The sequence below is a fragment of the Desulforamulus reducens MI-1 genome, from assembly GCF_000016165.1.
Taxonomy (GTDB): Bacteria; Bacillota; Desulfotomaculia; order Desulfotomaculales; family Desulfotomaculaceae; genus Desulfotomaculum; species Desulfotomaculum reducens.
The window spans coordinates 1,537,767-1,561,681 of record NC_009253.1; the positions used below are offsets into that span (position 1 = coordinate 1,537,767).

Sequence of the window (23,915 nt, forward strand, 5' to 3'; positions counted from 1 at the left end):
GGTAGAGGTGATGATTGTGATAAAGGAAAAGGACTTTGACGATGTTGTTATCCCAAAATCGGATACCCAATCGGGCCCTGGACTAATTCGCTTGAAAGATGTACTGGCAGATGAAACAAACCCGCTGGCTACTTTTAATGAAGAAGGTTAAATTTTATCAACTATATGACAGGATTTATCCTCGTTATCTTAAATGGTTTTTTAGACTTTTCCGGTTTTACCAGTTCCTACCCCAGGGTAGGGCTGGTTTTTTTATTATAACATTCCCCCATGCTTCTCTATGATTTTTACAGCCTGTTCCAATTGATCCTGCGTTTTGGGCAGTGCAAAGGGAACTGAGTAATTATACTCCAGATCTGATAAAGTACCGCCGCTGAGATCTGGATGGATGGATTGATTAAAAATATCTGTGGGGTAGTTGGCGGTAAAATCATTGATATAAGGTAGCATAAAACCAGCTTCTTGCAATTCTCTTGTAGCCTGTTCTGCAGTATTAACCGAGGCATAGTAACTCATAAGATATTTTTCTGTGGATGTTTCGGCCATATGGACAACCCCCTGTAGAAAATTAATTATAGTATGTACTTTATCCTTTAAAAAAATGTCATTATCCTTGTAGCCAATTGCCCAATCACATCGAATACCCAAACACATAGAACCTAACTCAAAAGGGAATAACTATTAATAAAAATGCTATCTTTATTATTATTCGAGGTGGTATGCTAGGGCAGATGATTAATACAGCTAAAATGAAACAAAGGGCAGTTAACATGATAAGGCAGTTCCTGGGAATTACTCTGGGAGCTGTTACTATGGCTGTGTCTTTTAATGCATTAGTTATTCCCTATGGCTTGTTATCAGGTGGGGTAGGGGGCCTATCTTTGATGGGGGAATACCTTTTCAATTTACCTGTGTCTATAGGAATGTTTCTTTTGAACATTCCCATTTTTCTTTGGGGTCTCAAGGAACTTAACCGAAAATTTATCATTTCCAGCCTACTGGGCACCTTTATTATGATTGTTGCTCTCCCCGTAACCAAACCGTACCTTAACACGCCTAAAATAGATTTATTTTTAGCAGCTATTTATTCCGGTGTAGTAGGTGGACTGGGAGCCGGATTAGTCTTTCGGTTCGGGGCCTCCACAGGGGGGACTGATATCATTTCTATGGTTATGAAAAAAAAGAAAAATATTGGGGTGGGAACTTTCTTATTTTATACCAATATTACTGTGTTGGCTTTGTTTATCTTTTTCTTTGATCTAAAAATTGTTATGTATACAGCCATTTCTATGTGGGTTAGTGGTAAGGTTACGGATTTTGTCATTGAAGGTATTAATCGAAATAAGTCGGTTACGATTATTTCAGATAAGAGCGACGTAATTGCTAAACGAATTATTGGAGAATTGCACAGGGGTGTTACTTTGTTAGATGGTCACGGGGGATTTTCAGGCAGCTTTAAGCAGGTTATTACCTGTGTGGTAAACAATTTTGAGATTGGTAGGCTAAAAGAACTTGTGGTGACCACAGATGAACATGCATTTATGTTTGTAACTGAAACAACTGAGGTTTCAGGACAAGGGTTTCGGATTTAGAGGATAAAAAAGGAGCAGAGAAAAATTAATTACTCTGCTCCTACGTAACCATATCAGCTTACTCTGGCCAAGCTGCCTGGGGTGATTTACTAAATTTTGCATCCCAAATAACATGATACTTTAATGTATCGTCCTCGCCGATGTCACCGGTTAATTTTTTGTTAGAAATCATAATGTCAAAGGGATTGTTTACATACTCATCAGACAGTAATTTTCCGGCATCTTCTTTACTGAAAGCAATGGGCAAGCGAACACCGTTTTGCCATTTTAACAGTAGCAGATACATATCGGCTTCCGGGTCGTAAGCCCAGGTTGGGGGGGAATATTCACCACCTGCTGCTTCCAGAGGTTCAGTCCAGGCAGGATGAACTAGAACCATGGTGGTGCGAGCATATTCTTTGCCATTATCTTCATAATTCAGATCGGCCCAAGCTCCAAAATCGGGACTATAGGCAGAACCACCGTATTCGCCAATAACATCAAACTTCTCTTCTTGTGACATAATCGACTCCTCCCAAAAATCTTTTACGAATTTAGTCCTTTGGACATTATTCCCTTCTTAAAAGAATTCAATCTGTTCCGGCTTAGTTTTTACCTTTTCTTCAAGAATTTCCTTCAGATTGGGACTTCCTTCCCTGAGCCATAGCTTAAAGCCCTGGGATTGCAAAACCGTTTCTGGTTGTTTGCCGGCTGTCATACAGACAAATGTACCATCCAGTTGCCAGATGTATAAAAATACCTTATCGGCCGATGCACTGACCTGAACCTTGGCCACGCACCACTGGCTTTTATACCTCCAGTAGATGTATTGCTGGTCAATGGTTTTAATATTCATGGCAGTACCCCCAAAAAGCCAACTCAAGTTTATCTGTTCGCCATAAACAAGAAAAATCCTGTTTTTTACTTTTGAAACACTGAATTCTTGCTTTTTTCTTACACTGCAGGGTATGGTTATGGACTTGCCGAAGTAATCTAAAAAAATAAATGCTGGAGGAGTTTGAGATGACTGCAGAACAGGCTCTTAAAGAACAATGGGGAATTAATATAAATACCATATCGGACTTTTGGGTTGACCCCGAGAAATTATCAGTTATACAGGATTTGATGTTTTCTGGAATTAACGTTATGCTTACCGGAGATCCCGGTACCGGTAAAACAGAACTTACAAAACGATTGGCCCAGGCCCATAAGCTACCCTTCCACCGGGTTAATGTTGGTGCCATTCGGACTCCCAGGGATTGGTTCGGCCACTGGGAATTCATTGGCGGACAAACTGTTTTTGTTCAGTCGGAGTTTGTTAATGCTATTCAGCGTCCGGGTATGATAGCCCTGGACGAGTTTAACCGGGTTACACCGGATATTCATAACTCCATTTATACCATTCTTGATCACAACAGGGAAGTTTATATTGAAGAAACCAAGCAGTTTATTACAGTACATCCACAATGTATTTTTGTAGCCACAGAAAACCGTGGACGAAGCCATACAGGCACCTTTATGGAAGATACAGCAGTGGAAGACCGCTTTGAAACAATTAAACTGGAGTTACCACCGGTGGAAATAATGGCACAACTGTTAGAAAGGGTTTACAGGGCCAGTGAGGAACAAGCATTACTTTTAGCTAGAATAACCCATAAATTAAACAGCCTTTATCATGAAGAAAGCTTAAGCCGTCCCACTGGATTCCGTCCTGCCATAGCGGCTACGGCGTTAATTAAAAGGGGACAACCCCTTAATACGGCTCTAAAATACACTTTTGTCAACCGTTTTTCCCCAGAGGGAGGCGTGGACAGCGAGCAAACCACAGTTTTACAAGTTATACAAGCTTATTTGAAGTAATCATTCATATAAACCTCAAAAACGGAGGTGATTTAGTGGCTATTGAACAAAACATTGAACTTTGGCGTAACAAAAGTCTCTCTGATTTTTGGTTAACCGGTAAAGGGTTAGATAATAACAAAAAGAGCAATGGGCAACCCTATGCCATGTTTAGTCATAAATTATTAGGTTCCGAAGACATGGATGCCCAGGCAATGGCTATGACCGCCATGCTGGGGGCTGTCTCTCGGGTGGTGGATATTGTCCATGGCAAACAAAAGTTTTCTGTTAATTTCAGTTCCAAAGAAACAAGAACTGATTTTGCAGCGAAGCAAATTGCCCTTAGTGCGGAACCCCTATTTAACCCACCACCGGGATATTTGATGCCGGACATTGTTGATGTGCTTACAGGGATGGCTCTACATGAAGCAGCCCATGCCCAGTTTAGTAAACCCGAATACTACACAGAAATGCCTGGTAACCCCTTTATGGCGGTGATTAGAAACGTGGTAGAGGATGTCTATATTGAGCAGCTTACATCCCTTTATTACCCTGGATATGCTGGTTACTTTTGGAAATACCGCCGTTACGAATTTGATCTAAATCCTGGGAAATGGTCGCATAAACCCAGTAAAGATTTAATGGAAAATGAATTAAATCTTCGCACCTCAGATTTCTTGTTGGTTATGCGTTCAACGAGAAATTATGTTTCCCAGGTGGCAAGGGTTAATAATGTAGCAGACCTTCTAAAAAAAATTATTTATGTGGAAAAGCCTGCAAGGTTAGAGAAGTTAAATACCCGCACGGTGGCCAGAAGAATCTATAATGAGTTATTTGGTAACCTTATCCAACATGACATTGCTTATTCCCTGCCCAGTTCTCTATTGGATTACAACAATCGGGGTAAACACCAGGCTGAATCAGGGAATACCAATAATACCAATAAGACCAACATTCCCAGTGATCTGCAGAATTTAATACAAAACATGCGTCAGGAGCAACTGCAGGTTGCCAATATGAGTGAACTTATGGAAGCAGGTTTAGATCCAGATTACCCGCCACCTCCCCCGCCAATGGTTGTTTTCAGGCGCCCATTAATGGACGAGGGGGCCATAGAGAGGTATGAGCAGGCCAGAAGTGCTGTTCAGCCCTTTGTTATTCGATTGCGAAATCGGTTAAGTTGGGCCAATACGCGGCAGGTGATTAATCAGTTTCAGCTGCCCAGTGGGGAATTGGATGAAGACTCCCTCTATCAGGCCAGCTATTCCAATCGAATCTTTCGACAGACAGAAATTATCAACACCAGAACAAGGAAGCTTGATATTTGCCTATTGGTGGATACCAGTGCTTCCATGGTATATCCTGCCGGAAAAGAAATTTCCAGGGTAGAATTGGCTCGAAATTTAGCAGCTCTTTTTGTGGAAGCCTTAGAACCAGTGGATTCCATTAAAACCTGGGTTTTTGGTTTTAATCTAAAAGGAGCCGTTAATATGTATGAACTCTACTCCCCGGCTTTACCCAATAAAGCACGGATTGGGGTAACTGGTGCCGAAGGGACAACGCCTGAGGGGACAGCTGTAAAATATGCTGCTTTAAGAATGATGGCAGAAGGTCGCCCCTTTGTACAAAAGGTTTTAATTGTCATTGCGGACGGAAATCCCAATCCTGGACCAGAAACCAAATTGGTTAAAGAACAAGTTAAGCGACTAAAGGCCCTGGGTTGCAAAACCATTAGCATTTTGCTGGGAGATCGCCCGCCAGAGTACGGCTATGAAAACAGTATTCCTTGGACTGACTACAATACGGTTACCACTGGGTTTGGACGGTTACTTAAAAAACTGGTGGAAGATAATTAATATAGAACCCGTGGGAGAAAGTGTTTACCCCACGGGTTTTCTATATGTGAAATGGCTATTTGTCATAAAGAATGAATCGATGTTGCTTTTAGAATATCTTGTTAGTCTAAACAAATTTCAAATAAACTATAAATAATTATCCAAAGGAATAAAACCATTTTTACTATTTCAAGCGTAATGACAAATAAAATATGTCACATGGGATGCAAACTGCAATGATGTCGAATTACTAGTGAAAAAAACCAAAAACATAATACATTTCTAAAAAATATCTTTTAAAACACTTGAAATTAAAAAAAGCTTTTGATAGCATAACCGCAAATAGATAATGACAAAGAAGATATAAAATGACATTAATTTATTATTTTAAAAAAAGAACTTTCGGCATATTTTATCTTGAAATCTGTGGTATAGGGGGTGAAGTTTATGTTTTTCCGTAAAATTACCACTAAGAAAAATGGCAGGGAATACGTTTATGTTAAATTAATTGAAAATTACCGCCAGGCGGGTAAAGTAAAACAACGAGTAATTGCGAATTTTGGCAGTATGGAAAACCTATCTGCAGACAGGATTAACTACTTAATTGCAAGCTTGAAAAAACTTCACAATGAAGTTACCACCTCGTCCAATGATGAAATACCTTTGGAACTTTTAACAAAGGCAAATGATATTAAAGATGTAATCAAGAATTGTCAGATCAAGAGGTCGATGTTACCAATATTTGGAGAAACAATGTATGAAATAGCCGAGGCAATGCTTTTAAAGGCAATTATGGCGGGTGAAGTGAAGAAACCTGTACAAGAAGTATGTAAAGATTTAGGACTTGTAGAATCAACCAGTTTGCAATTTTATAACATCATGAAAAGACTTGGTCAGAGTGATGTCAAAGAGGCTTTGCTAAAAAATAGGATATTTTTTGAAAGTGGTAATGAAAACAATCACAAGATAACAATAATTCATATTTTTAAAAGTTATTTTGAGGGTCAGTCCTTTAATGTGGATACCACCAACAATGTTTATCTCCCGGAGAACTATAGAAAACCAATATACATTGCAATGGCTTTAAATTACCAAGGGAAACTGCTGGATTATGAATGTGCCGAAGAAATAAAGGAAGTACCTGGGCTAGTTAATTGCTTGTTCAGCAAGTTTAAAAAATACCTTAATGGAGAATTTGTTGTGTTAGATGAAGAGAATTGTATAAAAAGATCCACAGGTTTTCTAGTAGCAAAAAAAATTCTTGAGAATTCAAACCAATTGACTATTGAGGATGAAAAGGTTCTTAAGACTAACCGTTATAGCCAAATCAGTGATAACAAAATAAAAGAAATAAAAGCTAGATTAGCTAGGGTATCAGCTGGCTTAGAAACTCTAAAAGCGGATGTACTGGTGGGAAAGATCAAAAAGGAAACGATGATCAGGAAGAAGGCCGAGCAGGTAATTAAAACAAATCAATGTGAGGGTTTAGTATCTTATAACTATAGTGAGGCTAAACAGCTTTTTAGCTATTCTGTTAAAGAGGAAATACTAAAGCAAAAACAACACACTCGCAGTCAAGAACTTTGGAGGGTAGCAGGGCCAATGATTGGTAAAATTAAAGACCTAAACGATTTGCATATACAAACAGACCAATTTTATCAAATAACTGATCAATTAAATATACCTCCCATTAACCTGTATGTTGATTATCATTACTCACCAGAAATCATCTCGGGTCACATCCAACTCGAGATATTAAAAGCTCAAGTAAAAAGTGCAATGAAGCAAATTGGTCTAGGGGGTGATGCAATCATTTAATTTTAGCAATAGGTCTTTACTATTAAATTCATCTTATCATTTTCAGGAAGAACATTCAATACATTAAGAGAAAAATTTGTCACTACTGTCAAACAAAATAAGCCTCAAACAACGGATAAAACGAATATAAGGAGGTTGCTATCATGCGGGGTTTGTACGAAGCGTTAATGTCCGCATCCAGGGCCCATGCTAAATGGGAATTGGAAATGTCCAATAATATTATACGAAACCGAAAACATCTGCTGGTTTTAGCTCTTATGATGCTTCCATTAGTTATTCCTGCCATTGGTCATGCTGCGGATTTACCGGGATTTATCGGTGGTAAAAGTGCCTATGGACCATCCCACTATAATCCGATGATGTTCTACGGTTCCATGGCAGTTGGTATTTGTGCGGGGTTAATTACTGGCTGCATTGGTGCTGGCGGTGGTTTTGTTATTACGCCAGCCCTAATGAGTCTAGGAGTAAAAGGTATTTTAGCAGTTGGAACAGACCAATTTCATATTTTTGCAAAGGCCATCATGGGTACCGTAATTCATAAAAAATTGGGTAACGTAAATGTGGCTCTTGCTATAGCTTTCTTAGTTGGTTCCGGTATCGGTGTTACCGCGGGTGGTACATTAAACCGCGCACTGTTTAATATGAACCCAGTGTTGAGTGATTTTATTATTAGCTTAGTTTATGTTGTTATGCTAGGATTCTTAGGGTTCTATTCCATGTACGACTTTATTAAAAACAAAAACACCAGTGGAGATGCCCATGGTGGGCCAGAAGGTATGACAAAATTAGCACAGAAACTACAAGGGGTTAATATCGCCCCTATGGTTAAGTTTGATGAAGATATTGTTCCTGGTGGTCGTAAAATTTCCGGTTGGTTTGTGGCCTTCTGTGGTGCAGTGGTTGGTTTTGCAGCAGCTATTATGGGTGTAGGCGGTGGCTTCCTGACCTTTCCAATGTTTGTTTACGGTCTAGGCGTATCCTCCTTTACCACAGTGGGTACAGACATTCTGCAAATTATCTTTACTGCGGGCTACAGTTCCATAGCTCAGTACGCTGTTTACGGTTATATATTTTATACATTGGCTATGGGTATGTTGGTTGGTTCCCTACTGGGCATTCAGATTGGTGCAGCTACCACAAAGGTGGTTTCTGGTATCTATATCCGCGCTTTCTATGCCATTGCCATAATGGCCGGTTTTGTAAACAGAGCATTTGCGCTGCCTGAAAAAATGGCTCAGATGGGGTACATCTCTATAGCGAAGGAAAATGGCGTATTATTTTCCAATATCGGTGCCTGGGTATTCTTTGGGTTAATTCTAATCTTTGCAGTATGGATTATCCTAAGCTTTATCCGAGGTCTTCCTATCCTGCGAGCTGAAACTGCCGAAGCGTCTATGGCTAGTGGTAAAGGAGTGAGTCATTAATGATTAGAGATACCAAAGCATTTTTTATCGGGCTTATTATGCTTGTATCTTTCATGGGAGTTTATGCCTACATGATGAGTCCTTCCTTTGGCAATGGTAGAAACGGTTTGGAATTTGCCGACGATATGTTTAACTCCATATCCAAAGGATCTGTTTATGATGTAATCCAGAGTGAAATTAAAAAGGTTGATAAGTGGAATGGTGACATAATTAATGTGACATTAAATTGCCAAGACGTGTCCCAGGCTGACAGATGGTCAAATGCCTTACAAAAGGTAGAGGGCGCAGAGGTCAGTGTAGACAAGGAAAAGGTTGCCTTTAAAGGAGACCTGGGGTTATTGTTAACCAATATTTCTCAAGACTGCACCAACATGTTCGATAATAACGGAGATGTAGTAAAGCAAAAGTACAATACTGACCCAAGGGATGCTACTAATCGGTGGTATAGTATCACCAAAGCCATGGTTAAAGATTTAGAAAAACAGGAGAAGTTTAAGGAGTCTGTTGCTATTCAGCAATACCAGAAAAAAGTAATTGAACCAGCTTATAATTATTATGGTGTGGATGCCAAACAGGTGGCCGATAACAAGGGTGTTATGACCTTTATGATGGTTTTCTACCTGGTGTATACGCTCTGGTATGGTTTTGCTATCTACTACCTCTGTCAGGGCCTTGGCATTACCATGAGCAAATCTGGCAAAAAACAAGAAGCTTAATCGTTTTAAAAAGGCATTCCCTAGAAGGAGTGCCTTTTCTTTGCATTTAAGAGAGATCTGAAAATTTCTTTTGTGGCTAAGTTTGACATCATAACAAACTTATTTTTGTCAATAACTTTCCCCTTTTTCTAGTTGGAATTGTTTGTTTGCAGGTAGAAAAAATAGAAAAGAAAAAAACCAACGAAGTAATATACTGTAAACTTCTTGTAAGAAATGACAAAGATAATCGTTCATATTATTATAAATGTATTATTTAGGCTGATTTCATAGTGACAAAACCAGCAAGGCAGAAAAAAATAATTAATTTCAGTAAAAAAACTCTTGCCATTATAAAACCTTTTTGCTACTATTTGCACAAGTTAAAGGATAAAGCAATATAGTAGCAAATGTTGGTCGATATTAATGAAACTAAAGCAAATATAGAAATAGACCGCCACCAGATATTAACCGATCTGCTTTATACCAACTATTAAACACGGGCACCAGTACTCGATAATAACAAACCCAAATAACCTCCAATCAAAAAGTCTTGGAGGTTAATAAAACAAAATAAATAATTTTCCCCAAAACACATAAAGGAGGTGATTTCAAAACAGTATTAATTTATCAATACATTTTTTCTAATTTGGATTTTAGCACATTGTCTTGCACTAATCAATACGTTAGCTTGCGTTTTCACGAAATTTTGTCATTACAGTTTATTCAACCATAAGCACCTTTTACACTAAACATTGATTGAAGGGGGTTGTCTGCATGAGGGGATTATATGAGGTTCTAATGAGTGCCTCCAGAGCCCATGCGAAATGGGAACTGGAGATGTCCAATAATATCATAAGAAGCCGGAAACACCTATTAGTTTTACTCGTTATGTGTTTACCATTAATTATACCGGCCATTGGTTATGCCGCTGAATTACCATCCTTCCTGGGAGGTAAAAGTGCCTTTGGACCGTCCCATTTTACTCCACTGATGTTTTATGGATCTATGGCGGTGGGTGTCTGTGCTGGTCTCATTACAGGTTGTATCGGTGCTGGAGGTGGCTTTGTTATAACGCCAGCCCTGATGAGCCTAGGTGTAAAAGGAATTCTGGCGGTAGGTACCGACCAGTTTCACATCTTTGCGAAGGCTATCATGGGCACTGTTATTCACAAAAAGCTAGGAAACGTCAATGTATCCCTGGCTATCGCTTTCCTGGTAGGTTCTGGAATTGGTGTTACTGGTGGCGGCACCTTGAACCGTGCCCTGTTTAATGCGAACCCTGTTATGAGCGACTTTGTCATTAGTACGATTTATGTGGTTATCTTAGGATTTCTTGGTTTCTATTCCATGTATGACTTTCTTAAAACCAGAGGGCAAATTGATAAGGGGGATGCCCATGGTGGTCCTGTCGGTATGACTGGACTTGCACGGAAGTTGCAGAGTATTAACTTGGCTCCCATGATTAAGTTTGATGAAGAAATTACCCCTGGCGGTCGTAAAATCTCCGGTTGGTTTGTGACCCTATGCGGCTGCGTTACTGGCTTTCTGGCAGCCATCATGGGCGTAGGCGGTGGATTTGTTACCTTCCCAATGTTTGTTTACGGCTTGGGGGTTTCTTCCTTCACTACAGTGGGAACAGATATCCTGCAGATCATCTTCACCGCCGGCTACAGCTCCATCACTCAATATGCTATCTACGGCTATATCTTCTACACCCTGGCCATGGGGATGCTGGTTGGTTCCCTGCTGGGTATCCAAATTGGGGCAGCCACCACCAAGGTCGTTCCAGGTATCTACATCAGAGCTTTCTACGCAATTGCCATCATGGCTGGTTTTGTCAACAGAGCCTTTGCTCTGCCGGAGAAAATGGGACAAATGGGATATATTTCTATCACCAAAGAAACTGGGGTGCTGCTTAACAGCATAGGAACTTGGATCTTCTTTGGATTAATATTACTTTTTGCTGGCTGGATAGTTATCAGTTTTGTCAAGGGGCTACCCACCTTACGGGCTGAAACTGCCAAAACTTCTGTATCCGATGGAAAAGGAGTGAGCCACTAATGATAAGAGATAGTAAATCATTTTTAATCGGGATCATTATGTTAATATCCTTTATGGGAATTTACCTCTATATGATGAGCCCATCCTTTGGCAACGGCAGAAACGGTTTGGAATTTGCCGATGATATGTTTAACTCCATCTCCAAAGGGTCTGCCCAAGCGGTTGTTCAAGGTGAGGTAAAAAAGGCTGAAAAATGGAATGGCACTAACATTGAAGTGAACCTTGAGTGCAAAGATGAAGACCAGGCTGAAAGATGGTCTGCGGCCTTGCAAAAGGTTGATGGCACAGTGGTTAGTGTTGATAAAGAAAAACTTTCTTTAAAGACTGATTTTGGTAAAATGCTGGCTAATATCTCTGAAGATTGCGTGGCCATGTATGAGAATAAAGGTGATGTAATCCAGCAGAAATATAATACTGACCCCAGGGATGCTATAAACCGTTGGTATAGCATAAGCAAAGCCATTGGTAAAAATCTAGAAAAACAGCAAAGGTTTAAAGAGTCTATTTATTTACAAACCTATCAGAAGAAAGTTATCGAGCCGGCGTATAACTACTATGGTGTGGAAACCAAGTTTGTCAGTGACAACAAAGGGGTCATGACCTTCATGCTGGTCTTCTATATGGTGTACACCCTTTGGTACGGGTTTGCAATCTACTATATCTGTGGAGGTCTTGGTATTACTATGACCAAGACTGCTAAAAAAGAAGCATAAAGATTTTCTAAAACACCCTGTGCCTGCCAGGGTGTTTTTTTTAGCAAATCAGAAACTATAAAACTTTCCGACTGCATAGGGGCAACTTAGGTTTTAGAATATCGGCACAGGGTCTGAGCCAAGTACTTTAATTTCAGGGATTAATTAACTTTAAAATGGGTGGATAAAATCATGGCCTTATCCTGGTTATGACCAACCAAAGTATGTTCTAAATTTACCATTTTATTGGGTTCTGGTAATATATAGTTTATAAGATTTAGTTGAGGTGAAGGTATGGATTTGTTTAGTTCATCCAGGAGTAGTTTGCAAGCAGCGCCTCTGGCTGAAAGGATGCGTCCCAGGAGCATAGATGACTTTATTGGTCAGGAACATATTGTAGGCAAGGGTAAATTGTTACGCCGAGCCATAGAAGCGGATAAGCTGGGGTCTATTATATTATATGGCCCTCCGGGCAGTGGTAAAACAACCTTGGCTACGATCATTTCAGAAATGACTGAGGCGAACTTTGTTAAAATCAATGCAGTTTCTGCCGGAGTGGCCGAGATCCGAACGGAAATAAAAAAGGCCCGGGATAACTTGAATTTCTACGGTAAGCGAACCATCTTTTTTATTGATGAGATTCATTCCTTAAAGAGGGGAGCACAGCAGGATTGCCTGCTGGAGGCGGTGGAAAAAGGTGAAGTTACTCTTATTGGGGCTACTACAGAAAACCCTTATTTTGAGCTTAACGGGGCGTTATTGAGTCGATCCCGAATATTTCAGTTGGCAGAGCATACTGAAGATGACCTTTACCGTCTAGTTCAACGTGCGCTAAAGGACGAAGAACAGGGTTTGGGTATGTACAGGGTGAAACTTGCGGAGGATGCCATGAAACATTTTATTGAAATGTCTGGAGGTGATGGCAGAAATGTCTTAAATGCTTTGGAATTAGCAGTTTTATCAACGGCCCCAACGGAAGATGGTTACCGTCATATAACCCTAGAGGTGGCAGAGGATTCTACCCAGCAGCGATATATCCGATACGATAAATCCGGTGACAATCATTACGATGTGATTTCAGCCTTTATAAAAAGTATTCGAGGATCGGATCCCGATGCAGCCCTACACTACTATGCACGGATGACTGCAGCTGGGGAAGATCCGCGGTTTATTGTGAGACGGTTAATAGTCCATGCCTCTGAGGATATTGGTATGGCGGATCCCCAGGCTATGTTGATGGCCCATGCGGCCTGGAATGCATTAGAAACCGTTGGTATGCCCGAAGCTCGCATTCCCATTGCCCAATGCATTGTTTATTTAGCCACAGCACCTAAAAGTAACAGTGTTATATCTGCCATTGATGCTGCCATGGCGGATGTTAAGACGAAATCTGTAGGTAAGGTCCCCCCGCACCTGAGGGATGCCCATTACAAGGGGTCAAAGGAACTGGGGCATACCGGCTATAAATACCCCCATAACTTTCCAGACCATATGGTTGAACAGCAATATTTACCGGATGCATTGCAAGGTGTTACTTACTACAGGCCCACTGATCAAGGGCGAGAAAGCTTAATAAAAAGACGGGTATTAATAAAAAGATCAAAGGAATAAGTTGCTTCCTGAAGAATTACTTTAAGTATATATTTTCAACCTTAAGGAGGATACTGGGTTGGTTGAATTAACTAATCAAGCAATTAAATTAGCAAAAAGACAAGCCCAACTTGTTTACTTGGATATTACTGAACGAGAAGTTCAGGTTATGGCATCCCATAAAGAATTATTTATACGTGAAGCCCAAACAGTTGTTGACGAGTTTTATAAGCATGTTTTACAGTTTACCTATTTAAAAGAACTCCTTAACAAACATAGTACAGTAGAGCGATTAAAAGAGACCCAAAAAAATTACTTTATTTCCTTGTGTGATCCCATTGATGAAGCGTATATTGAGAGAAGACTGGCCATTGGTAAAAAACATCAAGAAATAGGATTATACCCCAAATGGTATTTGGGATCTTATCAAATTTACACTGCCCAGATCCAACGTATCTTATCTGGCCATCATGGTAGTTGTACCGATAGCAATGCTGAGGCATTGCAGGCCTTTATGAAAAGAATAAACCTAGATATGCAGTTGGCCATAGAAAACTATATACTAGACCAACTGCAGCAACTAATTTCCTTCCAACAGGATATTGGTTCTGTGGCAGAAATCATCGACGACATCGCGGAACAAACCAATATGCTTTCCCTAAATGCTTCCATTGAAGCGGCCAGGGCAGGTGATCATGGTCGGACGTTTGCTGTGGTGGCGCAAGAAGTGAGGAAATTGGCAGAAAGATCTTCTCAATCGGCAAAGGATATTGCTCAAATGGTACTTTCTAACCAGCAGGTCATTGAAAAAATGAAGAAGACAGCCGATGAATAGGAAAGACCCCATAGGGGGTCTTTTGTTTTGCATAAATAAGAAACTAGTTGCAATATATTAACCACAGATAGGTGCAACCCAGGAAATAGCAGTGCCAGGGGCCCTAAAAGACTAGTTAAAAACCACAGGATCCATGGTGTAGGTCACCTTAGAAGGGACTTTTACATTGACGATATTGGCAGACACCTCCAGATCCTGGGGGATTTCTTTTTCGTAAGGGTAGTCAAAGGTATTATCAAAGGTTATTGATTTTCCCGGCTCTATCACTTGGGAGAGAGTTACATAGCGTTGGTCAAAAATATTTCCGCCCCCGTTAATAGAGAGTTGTACATCAATGACTGAAACAGGGGTTTTGGATGTGTTTTTTATGGTGCTTGATACTCTGAACCAGTTTTGGTCCTGACTGGCTACACCGGAATCTACTCTCAGATTACTAACCATGGATTCCTGTTTTACCACGGGTTCCAGCTTAACAATTCCTTTTTCTACATATAATTTTGTTATAACGATACTAAAAACAAGTCCTACTAATGCGAGAATCATGCTGCCGACCAAAAGTTTGAAAGCAATACCCTTCAAAAAAATCACTCCTTGTTTCAAGAGTCTTTCTCATTATAATTTATAAAATAACCAATGGAGAAAATATTTTACAAAAAAGCAAAAATATCCTTCAAAAATATTAATGTTTTACGTATTAAATATATTTAAAGAGAAAACCACCCCTTCGGGTGGTCGTATTTATTCCGTATCTTCAGTTAGAGCCATCCATGCTTCCAGAAGTGTATCAATATTACTTCTCTTTTCGTTGAGTTCTTGGCTAAGCTTTAGGCAAGCTGTATAATCCTGAGAAATTGCTGGGTCTGACAGTTTACCTTCTATCTGGCCAATTTCGTCCTCGGTTTCGGCAATTAATTTTTCCAAATCCTCAATTCTTCTTAAACGTTTTCTTTCCAACCTTTGCTGTTCCTTACTTTCTAGGTAACTTTGCTTTGCGGGTTGGCTCTTAAGGGTAAGTTCTTTTTTATCTGGCAACGCTGACCGTTCAGTTTTCTTTTCAAGGTAATAGTCGTAGTTTCCCAAAACCGTTTCAACACCTGTGGGGGTTAACTCGATAATACGACTGGCCATTTTGTTAAGGAAGTAACGGTCGTGGGAAACAAATAATATGGTTCCGGGGTAGTCAATGAGCGCGCTTTCCAGAACTTCACGACTTAAAATATCCAGATGGTTGGTAGGTTCATCTAAGATTAGAAAGTTTGACTTCTCTAGCATTAATTTTGCTAAAGACAGCCTGGCTTTCTCACCGCCGCTGAGGTCCTCTACCCTCTTATAAACATCATCATCCCGGAATAAGAAGTTTCCCAGGATGGTTCGGACATCCTTCTCGTCCATCAGACGATAGTCGTCCCAAAGCTCATCCAGAACTGTTTTCTGTGGGTTAAGCTTTTCCTGCTGTTGGGCATAATAACCAATACTAACATTAGTACCCTTTCGGATGGAACCGGCTATGGGGGTTAACTGGTCGATAATGGTCTTTAATAGAGTTGACTTCCCTGTACCATTAGGACCCAGGAGGGCTACGCTTTCACCCCGCTCAATGGAGAAGGTAATATTCTTGGCTAACTGGTTATTGGGATAACCAATCGCAAGATCGGAAACCTGCAAGACATTTTTACCACTCTGTCGATGAATATCAAAGGAAAAATAGACTTGTTTTTGTTTTACAGGAGCTTCAATTAACTCCATTTTTTCCATAGACTTTAAACGACTGCGGGCCCTTCGGGTGGTAGAAGCCCGGACAATATTGCGCTGTATAAAATCTTTGGCCTTTGAGATTTCTTCTTGTTGTTGCTCAAACTGCTTAAGTAATGTTTCCTGCTGTTGGGACTTAATGTCAATAAAACCGGAATAATTGGTTTTGTAGGTTGTGGTAGTGCCAAACTCCAGTTCAATTATTCGTCCCACCACTTTATCCAGAAAATAACGGTCGTGGGACACTACCAGAACAGCACCGGTATATGATTGTAAATGCTGTTCCAGCCAGGACAGAGAGTGTATATCTAGGTAATTTGTAGGTTCGTCAAGAATAAGCAAATGCGGTTTGGATAAAAGGTTTTTTGCCAGAGCTAAACGTGTTTTTTGACCACCACTTAATAAAGAGATGGGTGAATGGTAGTCCACCTCTGGAAAATTAAGTCCCTGCAGCACTCCACGAATTAATGAATGGTAGCTGTACCCCCCTAGATCACGAAAGTTATCGGAAAGGTGAGCGTATTGATCCATAATTTGCTGGTAGGTGGAATCATCCGTATGGCGGACTTTACCCATAGCCTCCTCAAGTTTCCTGAGTTGCTGTTCCATATCCATGAGATGTTGAAAAACCGAAAGCATTTCATCATAAATAGACCTCTGGGAGTCCAGCCCGCTGTCCTGAGCTAAATAACCAATGGTTAAACTACCATATTTAAAAACTTCACCGCTATCCGGACATAATTGGCTATTTAAGACTTTCAATAGGGTTGACTTTCCGGCGCCATTGACACCTACAAGGCCTACTTTGTCATTTTCCTGAATGGAGATATTAATGTTTTTTAGAACTGGTTTTACACCAAAATATTTAGAAACATTGTTTGTTTGTAGTAAAATCATATGCAAACTCCTCCAATATAAAAGTTTAACCCAACTGGGAGGATGTTACAAGAAAGAAGTATAATAAGGTTAAAATAAATACTGCTACATTGAAAGAAAAAAATATAAAGCATAGTTTTTTACTGTCATAAAGACAAATAGGTGAGGAGTTGAAGAAGTGGCCCATGTATTTGATGCCAAGAAAATGGCAAAATTAGCTGATCCCCGTAGAAGGGAGTTCATTCCAACGGAGAAAATTTTATCAATTATGAACCTTGTAAAAGGGAAAAAACTATTGGATTTGGGATGTGGTATTGGATATCTCACCATTCCTGCGGCCAAAGCCGTCGGATCGGAGGGCTTTGTATTTGGCTTGGACATTCAGGAAGAGATGCTGGTAGAAGCCCTAACCCGGAGTCGAAGTCAGAACCTGCCCCAGATTGCCTGGGTTCTCAGTGCTCCAGATTATATTACTTTGCCGACCGAAAGTGTCCACTACATTACAATGGTTATGGTGGCCCATGAAATACCGAATTTGCGGAAGATGCTGCAGGAATGCCGAAGGGTCTTACAACCTGGCGGCAGAATAGGGATTGTGGAATGGAACGATACCTTTACGCAAATAGGACCTCCGCTGGATCACCGACTTAAGGCTGAGGACTTAAGTTTGCTACTGCAGGAAAATGGGTTTAAAGGTATGGTGGTCACAGATATCAGTGAGGCGGTCTATATTACTACTGCTATTCGATAAGTAGGGGGGATTGCCATGCAACTGAAAATTACTGTAATTGCAGAGAATGATGTAAAAAAAAGATACCTGTTGGCAGAACATGGTTTGTCGCTGTTGGTGAAAATCGGCAACTATCAGTTACTCTTTGATACAGGGCAAGGTCTGGCCATTGAATCCAATGTCCGGGCCATGCAATTGGATTTGACCAAAATCAATGCCATGGCACTAAGTCATGGACATTATGACCATACCGGGGGACTCAAAAGGGCCCTCGCCCTAAGTGGTCCAAAACCAATCTATGCACACCCTGGGGTTTTTGATGATAAATACTCCACCAACCGAGAGGGAGAACACAAATCGGTTGGAATACCCTTTAGCAAAAAGGAATTGGAAATGCTAGGGGCTGAATTTCATCTGCAGTCAACTCCAATTCATTTGGGCAGTGATATTATACTATCCGGTCAGATTCCAAGGACAACTGATTTTGAAGAAATAAATGATCGTTTTGTTATAAAAAAGGACGGGAAATACGAGGTAGACCCACTATTGGACGATCAGGCATTGTTTATAAAAACTGCTAAAGGGGTAGTTGTAATTGTTGGCTGCAGTCACTCGGGAATTATTAATATTTTAAAATATGCCAGGCAACTAACAGGGGAAGAGGATATTTATGCTGTGGTGGGCGGTACGCATCTGGTGGAAGCCAATGAGGAAAGGCTGCACCGGACCATTGAAGAGTTAAGGGCAATGAAGGTGGAAAAACTGGCGGTTTCCCATTGTACTGGTTTTCAGGCCCAGGTAAAACTGAAAGAAACCTTTGGACATGGGTTTGTCTTAAACAATGTGGGGAATAGCATTTGTATTTAGAAAGGAATTAGTTCTGCATTTGCAATGAGATCCATCTTTTGCTGCCGGTTTAATTTTTTAATTGCTAATTCTCTGGTTAAGGCTTGCCCCTTAGTATATTCTCCTTCTATATAAACCAACTGTACGGGTAAGCGGCAACGGGTATATTTGCTGGCCTTGCCAAGTAAATGTTGTTGTAATCTCCTTTTAAGATCGTTGGTGATCCCGGTGTAGAGAGTGCTATCAGAACATTTTAATATGTAAACCACATAACAATTAGCCATTTTTAACCCCTTGTTACATTTTTCAATACCTTATATTATAGCGATGGTAGATGGGAAAGGATAGCCAAAACATAGTAAACGGGCTGTAGCCTCCGAAAGCCACAGCCCGTTTGTTTATTCAACATCTTTAATTAAGTGTTCCTGTCTAGGGCAAGCTCCTTTGCATTTACGATAGAAATTGTAGCAAGTGAAAAATAACCAACCCACCTGTTTTTCTCCGGTTTCATAATCCATTTTGGGTTCGATTTTTACAACTTCATTGATCTTTTGACAAAGTTTTTCCACGTGTACTTCCTCCTTGTTCAATAATTAACTATATATGAATTATATTTCATAACTATTTATAAAACAACTCTGTTGTATAATACTTTAAAATTTATAACGTACTTAAGGAAGAGATTTAGTTTAAAATATATAGAGGGGTTGTATATAAACAATTATTCTGGAAAAAGGATAAAAATGAAGGAACAAGGCTGCAAGTCCAGAAAATAGTGGTTAGAGGAATTGGAAATGCTTTTTTTGTGTAAAATTATGGTAAGATACCAGCCGGAGGAAGGAAGCAAATTTATGATAAGAGTTTCAGGAATTAAGATAACCTTAGATCAAGACGAAGCAGCTATCAAAAGGGAACTGCTGACGAAACTCAAAATTAAAGAAAAGGAACTGGTTGAGTATAGCATTTTTAAATGTTCTGTTGATGCCAGAAAAAAAGACAATGTCTTTTTTGTTTATACGATAGATGCAGTGATTAACAATGAAGATAAAATTCTCAAAAGGTTTGCTAGGGACAAAGATGTTTCTTCCTCGCCAGACCTAAACTATGAATATACCAAACCCGGAGATATTCCATTAAAAAATAGGCCTGTGATTATAGGAACAGGTCCTGCTGGTTTATTTGCCGGCCTAATTTTAGCAGTTATGGGTTATCGGCCTTTATTATTGGAACGAGGCTCGGACGTTGACACAAGAACTGAGGCAGTAAGAACCTTTTGGAAAACCGGAAAACTGGACACAGAATGTAATGTCCAATTTGGAGAAGGCGGAGCAGGGACTTTTTCGGACGGCAAGTTAACTACCTTGATTCGGGATCTGCGTTGCCGTAAAGTGTTGGAGGAAATGGTAGCTGCTGGAGCACCTGCTGAGATATTATATGCCCATAAACCCCACGTGGGCACAGATGTCTTACGGGAAGTTGTTAAAAACATTCGGCAACGTATTATTAGTCTAGGAGGAGATGTTTGCTTTAATACCAAAGTAACAGATATTAAAGTAGAGCAGGGCGTGGTAACTGGAGTAGAGTTTAATGGTGAAGCATTCATCGATACTGAAGTGGTTCTTCTGGCCGTTGGCCACAGTGCTCGGGATACTTTTAAAATGTTATATGATAAGGGAATAAGGATTACACCGAAGGCCTTCTCCATAGGTGTTAGAATTGAGCATCCTCAGGAGTTGATTAACCAGGCCCAATATAAGCAGTTTGCTCACCATTCTAAGCTTGGCCCAGCAGAATATAAATTATCTTATCACTCTCCCAGTGGAAGATCGGCCTACACCTTTTGCATGTGCCCAGGTGGTTTGGTTGTGGCAGCTGCTTCTGAGGAAGGTGGCGTTGTTACCAATGGTATGAGTGAGCATGCCCGAAATGCCAACAATGCTAATAGTGCTTTGCTGGTGGGTGTAACCCCTGCGGATTATGGCAGTGAACATCCCTTGGCAGGTGTGGAGTTTCAAAGGCAATGGGAAAGGAAGGCCTTTGAGTTGGCCGGAGCAAATTACCATGCTCCTGCTCAATTGGTGGGGGATTTTCTTTTGGATAGGCCTTCAGAAAAAATAGGGCACGTTGAACCCTCCTACCGCAAAGGTATTACTTTAGCAGAGCTTAAGCATTGTCTTCCTCCTTATGTGGTGGAAACATTAAGGGAAGCGATTCTTGATTTTGATAAAAAGCTAAAGGGTTTTGCTATATCCGATGCTGTACTTACTGGTGTTGAGACAAGAAGTTCCTCTCCCGTTCGGATTGAACGTAACGAGCAGAGGCAGTCTAACATAATTGGACTTTACCCCGCAGGTGAGGGTGCAGGCTATGCCGGGGGAATTGTTTCCGCTGCGGTGGACGGGATTCGGGTTGCTGAAGCAATTATTGCAAAATATAAACCCCTAGGAGATGGAACCTATGTCTAATAAGGGTACAAAAATCATCATTGTGGGTGGGGGGGCCGCCGGGTTAATGGCGGCCATCATGGCCAGTCGAAGCGGAGCCAGTGTTACCCTTCTGGAGAAAAATCAACGAGTTGGTAAAAAAATTCTTGCCACAGGCAACGGGCGATGCAACCTAACGAATATCAATATAGATATTCGTTATTTTCACGGGGCTTTACCTAAGTTTGCTATGACTGCATTAAACCGCTTTGATAACTACCAGACCATTGATTTTTTTGAGCAACTAGGTATATCCCATAAAGTGGAGGAAAGGGGCAAGGTTTTTCCCTTTTCCAATCAGGCTTCCAGTGTTTTGGATGTATTAAGATATGAAGTAGAGCAGTTAGGTGTAGAAACCTTTGTTGAGTCAGAAGTTAAGGAAATAAAAAAAGTTGATGGTGGTTTTGAAATACTGGCGAAGAATAGTAGTAAGTTCTTTGCCCATAAGGTGATTTTAGCAACGGGTGGTAAAGCTGCTCCCAGCCTTGGTTCTACAGGTAGTGGTTATCAGCTAGCGGAAAGATTAGGACACAACTTAATAGAGCCCTTCCCTGCTCTGGTACAACTTAAGTTGGCAGAGCCATTTTTAAAACAGATAAAAGGCATAAAATTTGATGGGGAAGCCGAGATTGTTGTTAATACAAAGACCTTGGCAAAAACCGCAGGAGAAATCCTTTTCACAGAGTATGGTATTTCGGGTCCGCCTATTTTTGATCTTAGTCGTACAGCCTCCCAATGGTTACATAAAAATAAAAAGGTCTGGCTTAAGATTTCTATGATCACACATCTGTCTAGGGAGGAGTTGTCACAATATATTCAGAAACGTTTTCGGGATAACCCCTCTAAAACCCTGGTTTTTAGTTTTGTGGGTTTTATTAACAAACAATTGGTTCCGGTTTTGTTAAAGCAGGCAGGCATTAAAGATATTAATAAGAAAGTAGCACAGGTTACGACTGCTGAGCGAGAAAGAATTCTACAGATACTACAGGACTGGCGCTTTGAAGTTACCGGGACCAATACGTGGTCCGCCGCCCAGGTAACAGCTGGAGGAGTTGATGTCCGGGATATAAACCCCAAAACGATGGAATCTAAAATTGTTCCGGGGTTATATTTTGCCGGAGAGATTATGGATATAGACGGCGACTGCGGTGGGTATAACTTACAATGGGCTTGGTCCTCTGGCTACATAGCAGGGAAAAGTGCAGCGTTGTCCTAAGGTACTGACTAAAGGGAGTATAATATGCCAAGATTAAAGGCCCTAAAATTAAAAATGCCCTTTGGGGCAAGGATGATTAAGACCGCCATTGCAGTGATGTTATCCTTCTATATAGCTCACAAATATCAATTAAATGCCGTGGTGGCAGTTATATCAGCCATTATTAATGTCCAGCCTACTTTAAGTCGTTCTCTTCGAAATGCCATTGAACAAATTATTGTTCATGTTGTTGGTATGGTGATAGGTTTAGGTGTAGGCTATCTCTGGGCCCCCGGGCCTTTGGCCATGGGAGTTGCTACACCGCTGGTTATTTGGTCTGCTTTAAGATTGGGGTATGGTGAAGTTGCCATGGCACTGTTGCCCATGGTTATTATATTAAGTTCACCGGAAGAAGCATTTTTGACGGAAGCCCTTTATAGAAGCATCGTCATATTTTTAGGTTTGGGTGTGGGGATTGCTGTAAATGGCTTGATAGCGCCACCCCGTTACCGAGACCGTTTGCTGACGCGTTTACAAGAATTAAATGATGTCACTGTGGACTTCTTTGGTTCATTGGCCAATGATTTTACAGTTCCTAAGTTAATACCCTATGAAGAATATGAGAAAAAACGTTTGGAGGTAAAAAGTTTACTAAAGGAATGTCGCTTGTATCTTGAACTTTGGCGGGAACAATTAGGGCAGAAGAGAACACCCTTCCCCTGGCAGGATCAATTAATTGAACAGTATATAGATTTTAATACCAACCTCTATCACAAAAGCAAAGACATTTTTGAGAATACCCGTGAGCGCATTGCCTGGCGGGAACAAATGGGTCAGCCTATCATTACGCCGGAATTTGAGGCCATATTGGCAATGCTTCAACATGGCATAGATGATTTTCGCCGTTTAAATAATCAATTAAGAATGTCTATGTTTAAAGGGGTGCCTGCCCAACATTATCCCGTAGATGATAAATTCTGGCAAGAAATGAGCGATTATGTGGATCTGTGGCATGAAAAACTAACCGGAGCCTATTATATGCATGCACTGCTCTTTTTGGCTGTGGTGGCAAATAATTTGAAGTATGCTAACAGGACAGTAAAAGAATATCTAAACATTATTCACGAAAATCAGGATATCGCATCCAGAGAGATCAGAAAAAGACTGGACTCAGGACTTTAAAAAGATTTTTAGTGGGGTTGGCAACTCTGTGCTATAATGGGAAAATAATGAATACAACCCAGGGGTGAGAAATTTGGCTACGTTGGCTGAAGAGATTCGAAAGAAAAGATTAATTTTTACCCTTTTATTCGTAACCTTTACTGCTATTTATGGCATTTTTTCCTGGCAAGGGGAAATTCGGTTAACGGAACAGCAGCTTCAGTATGTTGTACTGGGCTGGAGGTTGTCCCTGGCAGTTCTTTCCCTATGGTTTGGTTATGCCGTAGGAATTAGGAAGCAAACCACCTGGTTTGTGAGTATGTTAGCCATTTTGCCCATTGTATCTTGGTTGGGTGTACTGTATCTGTTGTTTAAAAGTGGTTCGATGCTGGTGGAGGCAAAGAAAGGTGAGGTAGTTCATATAGGCTCCCCGGGTAAGGAAACCAGAGCGGGCAAGGTTCATCAAAACAGGAAAAAACGCAAAAAATAAATTTTGGTTCCGAAAATGAGGC

24 protein-coding genes are annotated in these 23,915 nt (G+C 40.6%); 17 read left to right on the forward strand and 7 right to left on the reverse strand.

Annotated features, from left to right (window positions below):
- Positions 1–16 precede the first annotated feature (16 nt).
- Entirely contained in the window at positions 17–151 is a 135-nt protein-coding gene (locus tag DRED_RS19545) for a hypothetical protein (protein ID WP_011877766.1), read from the forward strand.
- 104 nt (positions 152–255) lie between these two features.
- Here DRED_RS19545 and DRED_RS07655 read toward each other — a convergent pair whose 3' ends face one another.
- Complete coding sequence (locus tag DRED_RS07655; RefSeq protein WP_049755869.1) at positions 256–546, reverse strand: hypothetical protein; 291 nt, start codon at positions 544–546, stop codon at positions 256–258.
- 185 nt (positions 547–731) lie between these two features.
- Here DRED_RS07655 and DRED_RS07660 point away from each other — a divergent pair, with 185 nt between their 5' ends.
- Entirely contained in the window at positions 732–1,592 is an 861-nt protein-coding gene (locus DRED_RS07660; protein WP_198006938.1) for a YitT family protein, read from the forward strand.
- Positions 1,593–1,650: 58 nt separating this feature from the next.
- Here the strand turns inward: DRED_RS07660 and DRED_RS07665 are convergent, their stop codons facing one another.
- Positions 1,651–2,094 carry a hypothetical protein gene (locus DRED_RS07665; RefSeq protein ID WP_011877769.1) on the reverse strand — a complete coding sequence of 148 codons (444 nt, stop codon included), beginning with the start codon at positions 2,092–2,094 and terminating at the stop codon, positions 1,651–1,653.
- Positions 2,095–2,151: 57 nt separating this feature from the next.
- Positions 2,152–2,427 (reverse strand): hypothetical protein, encoded by a 276-nt coding sequence (locus DRED_RS07670; RefSeq protein WP_011877770.1) that lies wholly within the window; start codon positions 2,425–2,427, stop codon positions 2,152–2,154.
- Positions 2,428–2,594: 167 nt separating this feature from the next.
- On the opposite strand from DRED_RS07670, the gene DRED_RS07675 reads away from it, so the two are divergent.
- The 9 genes from DRED_RS07675 (at position 2,595) to DRED_RS19550 (ending at position 14,360) form a co-directional block, all read left to right on the forward strand.
- Complete coding sequence (locus DRED_RS07675; protein ID WP_011877771.1) at positions 2,595–3,431, forward strand: AAA family ATPase; 837 nt, start codon at positions 2,595–2,597, stop codon at positions 3,429–3,431.
- Between the two features lie 35 nt (positions 3,432–3,466).
- On the forward strand, positions 3,467–5,266 hold the full coding sequence (locus tag DRED_RS07680; RefSeq protein WP_011877772.1) for a vWA domain-containing protein: 1,800 nt from the start codon (positions 3,467–3,469) through the stop codon (positions 5,264–5,266).
- A gap of 426 nt (positions 5,267–5,692) precedes the next feature.
- Positions 5,693–7,063 carry a hypothetical protein gene (locus tag DRED_RS07685; RefSeq protein WP_011877773.1) on the forward strand — a complete coding sequence of 457 codons (1,371 nt, stop codon included), beginning with the start codon at positions 5,693–5,695 and terminating at the stop codon, positions 7,061–7,063.
- Positions 7,064–7,206: 143 nt separating this feature from the next.
- Positions 7,207–8,487, forward strand: coding sequence for a sulfite exporter TauE/SafE family protein (locus DRED_RS07690; protein WP_011877774.1), 1,281 nt, complete (start codon positions 7,207–7,209; stop codon positions 8,485–8,487).
- Entirely contained in the window at positions 8,487–9,203 is a 717-nt protein-coding gene (locus DRED_RS07695) for a hypothetical protein (protein ID WP_011877775.1), read from the forward strand. The genes DRED_RS07690 and DRED_RS07695 overlap by 1 nt, the downstream gene beginning before the upstream one ends.
- A gap of 753 nt (positions 9,204–9,956) precedes the next feature.
- Positions 9,957–11,243 carry a sulfite exporter TauE/SafE family protein gene (locus DRED_RS07700; RefSeq protein WP_011877776.1) on the forward strand — a complete coding sequence of 429 codons (1,287 nt, stop codon included), beginning with the start codon at positions 9,957–9,959 and terminating at the stop codon, positions 11,241–11,243.
- A complete protein-coding gene (locus DRED_RS07705; protein ID WP_011877777.1) occupies positions 11,243–11,956 on the forward strand; it encodes a hypothetical protein in 714 nt (237 codons plus the stop codon). The genes DRED_RS07700 and DRED_RS07705 overlap by 1 nt, the downstream gene beginning before the upstream one ends.
- Before the next feature lie 273 nt (positions 11,957–12,229).
- Positions 12,230–13,546 carry a replication-associated recombination protein A gene (locus DRED_RS07710; RefSeq protein ID WP_011877778.1) on the forward strand — a complete coding sequence of 439 codons (1,317 nt, stop codon included), beginning with the start codon at positions 12,230–12,232 and terminating at the stop codon, positions 13,544–13,546.
- Between the two features lie 58 nt (positions 13,547–13,604).
- Positions 13,605–14,360 (forward strand): globin-coupled sensor protein, encoded by a 756-nt coding sequence (locus tag DRED_RS19550; RefSeq protein WP_011877779.1) that lies wholly within the window; start codon positions 13,605–13,607, stop codon positions 14,358–14,360.
- Positions 14,361–14,471: 111 nt separating this feature from the next.
- Here the strand turns inward: DRED_RS19550 and DRED_RS07720 are convergent, their stop codons facing one another.
- Together DRED_RS07720 and DRED_RS07725 are read right to left on the reverse strand one after the other, a co-directional pair.
- A complete protein-coding gene (locus DRED_RS07720; protein ID WP_011877780.1) occupies positions 14,472–14,939 on the reverse strand; it encodes a hypothetical protein in 468 nt (155 codons plus the stop codon).
- 159 nt (positions 14,940–15,098) lie between these two features.
- Complete coding sequence (locus DRED_RS07725) at positions 15,099–17,009, reverse strand: ABC-F family ATP-binding cassette domain-containing protein (RefSeq protein ID WP_011877781.1); 1,911 nt, start codon at positions 17,007–17,009, stop codon at positions 15,099–15,101.
- Positions 17,010–17,166: 157 nt separating this feature from the next.
- On the opposite strand from DRED_RS07725, the gene DRED_RS07730 reads away from it, so the two are divergent.
- Positions 17,167–17,739: a class I SAM-dependent methyltransferase gene (locus tag DRED_RS07730; RefSeq protein WP_011877782.1), complete on the forward strand. Its 573-nt coding sequence runs from the start codon at positions 17,167–17,169 to the stop codon at positions 17,737–17,739.
- Between the two features lie 15 nt (positions 17,740–17,754).
- Complete coding sequence (locus DRED_RS07735) at positions 17,755–18,585, forward strand: MBL fold metallo-hydrolase (protein WP_011877783.1); 831 nt, start codon at positions 17,755–17,757, stop codon at positions 18,583–18,585.
- Here DRED_RS07735 and DRED_RS07740 read toward each other — a convergent pair.
- Both DRED_RS07740 and DRED_RS18685 read right to left on the reverse strand, forming a co-directional pair.
- On the reverse strand, positions 18,582–18,848 hold the full coding sequence (locus DRED_RS07740; protein ID WP_011877784.1) for a GIY-YIG nuclease family protein: 267 nt from the start codon (positions 18,846–18,848) through the stop codon (positions 18,582–18,584). The genes DRED_RS07735 and DRED_RS07740 overlap by 4 nt on opposite strands.
- A gap of 114 nt (positions 18,849–18,962) precedes the next feature.
- Positions 18,963–19,133 carry a hypothetical protein gene (locus DRED_RS18685; protein ID WP_156779620.1) on the reverse strand — a complete coding sequence of 57 codons (171 nt, stop codon included), beginning with the start codon at positions 19,131–19,133 and terminating at the stop codon, positions 18,963–18,965.
- Between the two features lie 282 nt (positions 19,134–19,415).
- On the opposite strand from DRED_RS18685, the gene DRED_RS07745 reads away from it, so the two are divergent.
- From DRED_RS07745 to DRED_RS07760, 4 genes are all read left to right on the forward strand, one after another.
- Positions 19,416–21,029 (forward strand): NAD(P)/FAD-dependent oxidoreductase, encoded by a 1,614-nt coding sequence (locus DRED_RS07745; RefSeq protein ID WP_041274874.1) that lies wholly within the window; start codon positions 19,416–19,418, stop codon positions 21,027–21,029.
- Positions 21,022–22,263: a BaiN/RdsA family NAD(P)/FAD-dependent oxidoreductase gene (locus DRED_RS07750; protein WP_011877786.1), complete on the forward strand. Its 1,242-nt coding sequence runs from the start codon at positions 21,022–21,024 to the stop codon at positions 22,261–22,263. The genes DRED_RS07745 and DRED_RS07750 overlap by 8 nt, the downstream gene beginning before the upstream one ends.
- A gap of 24 nt (positions 22,264–22,287) precedes the next feature.
- Positions 22,288–23,424 carry an FUSC family protein gene (locus DRED_RS07755; RefSeq protein ID WP_011877787.1) on the forward strand — a complete coding sequence of 379 codons (1,137 nt, stop codon included), beginning with the start codon at positions 22,288–22,290 and terminating at the stop codon, positions 23,422–23,424.
- 64 nt (positions 23,425–23,488) lie between these two features.
- Positions 23,489–23,893, forward strand: coding sequence for a hypothetical protein (locus tag DRED_RS07760; RefSeq protein WP_420794772.1), 405 nt, complete (start codon positions 23,489–23,491; stop codon positions 23,891–23,893).
- Positions 23,894–23,915: the final 22 nt, after the last annotated feature.

Bases quoted from the DNA above. Each gene is read 5' to 3' on its own strand.
- DRED_RS07735 (WP_011877783.1), top strand. From the start codon at position 17,755: ATGCAACTGAAAATTACTGTAATTGCAGAGAATGATGTAAAAAAAAGA.
- DRED_RS07700 (WP_011877776.1), top strand. From the start codon at position 9,957: ATGAGGGGATTATATGAGGTTCTAATGAGTGCCTCCAGAGCCCATGCG.
- DRED_RS07665 (WP_011877769.1), bottom strand. From the start codon at position 2,094: ATGTCACAAGAAGAGAAGTTTGATGTTATTGGCGAATACGGTGGTTCT.
- DRED_RS07750 (WP_011877786.1), top strand. From the start codon at position 21,022: ATGTCTAATAAGGGTACAAAAATCATCATTGTGGGTGGGGGGGCCGCC.
- DRED_RS07695 (WP_011877775.1), top strand. From the start codon at position 8,487: ATGATTAGAGATACCAAAGCATTTTTTATCGGGCTTATTATGCTTGTA.
- DRED_RS07755 (WP_011877787.1), top strand. From the start codon at position 22,288: ATGCCAAGATTAAAGGCCCTAAAATTAAAAATGCCCTTTGGGGCAAGG.
- DRED_RS07685 (WP_011877773.1), top strand. From the start codon at position 5,693: ATGTTTTTCCGTAAAATTACCACTAAGAAAAATGGCAGGGAATACGTT.
- DRED_RS07660 (WP_198006938.1), top strand. From the start codon at position 732: ATGATTAATACAGCTAAAATGAAACAAAGGGCAGTTAACATGATAAGG.
- DRED_RS07655 (WP_049755869.1), bottom strand. From the start codon at position 546: ATGGCCGAAACATCCACAGAAAAATATCTTATGAGTTACTATGCCTCG.
- DRED_RS07745 (WP_041274874.1), top strand. From the start codon at position 19,416: ATGATAAGAGTTTCAGGAATTAAGATAACCTTAGATCAAGACGAAGCA.
- DRED_RS07710 (WP_011877778.1), top strand. From the start codon at position 12,230: ATGGATTTGTTTAGTTCATCCAGGAGTAGTTTGCAAGCAGCGCCTCTG.
- DRED_RS07725 (WP_011877781.1), bottom strand. From the start codon at position 17,009: ATGATTTTACTACAAACAAACAATGTTTCTAAATATTTTGGTGTAAAA.
- DRED_RS07740 (WP_011877784.1), bottom strand. From the start codon at position 18,848: ATGGCTAATTGTTATGTGGTTTACATATTAAAATGTTCTGATAGCACT.
- DRED_RS07675 (WP_011877771.1), top strand. From the start codon at position 2,595: ATGACTGCAGAACAGGCTCTTAAAGAACAATGGGGAATTAATATAAAT.
- DRED_RS07670 (WP_011877770.1), bottom strand. From the start codon at position 2,427: ATGAATATTAAAACCATTGACCAGCAATACATCTACTGGAGGTATAAA.
- DRED_RS07705 (WP_011877777.1), top strand. From the start codon at position 11,243: ATGATAAGAGATAGTAAATCATTTTTAATCGGGATCATTATGTTAATA.
- DRED_RS07690 (WP_011877774.1), top strand. From the start codon at position 7,207: ATGCGGGGTTTGTACGAAGCGTTAATGTCCGCATCCAGGGCCCATGCT.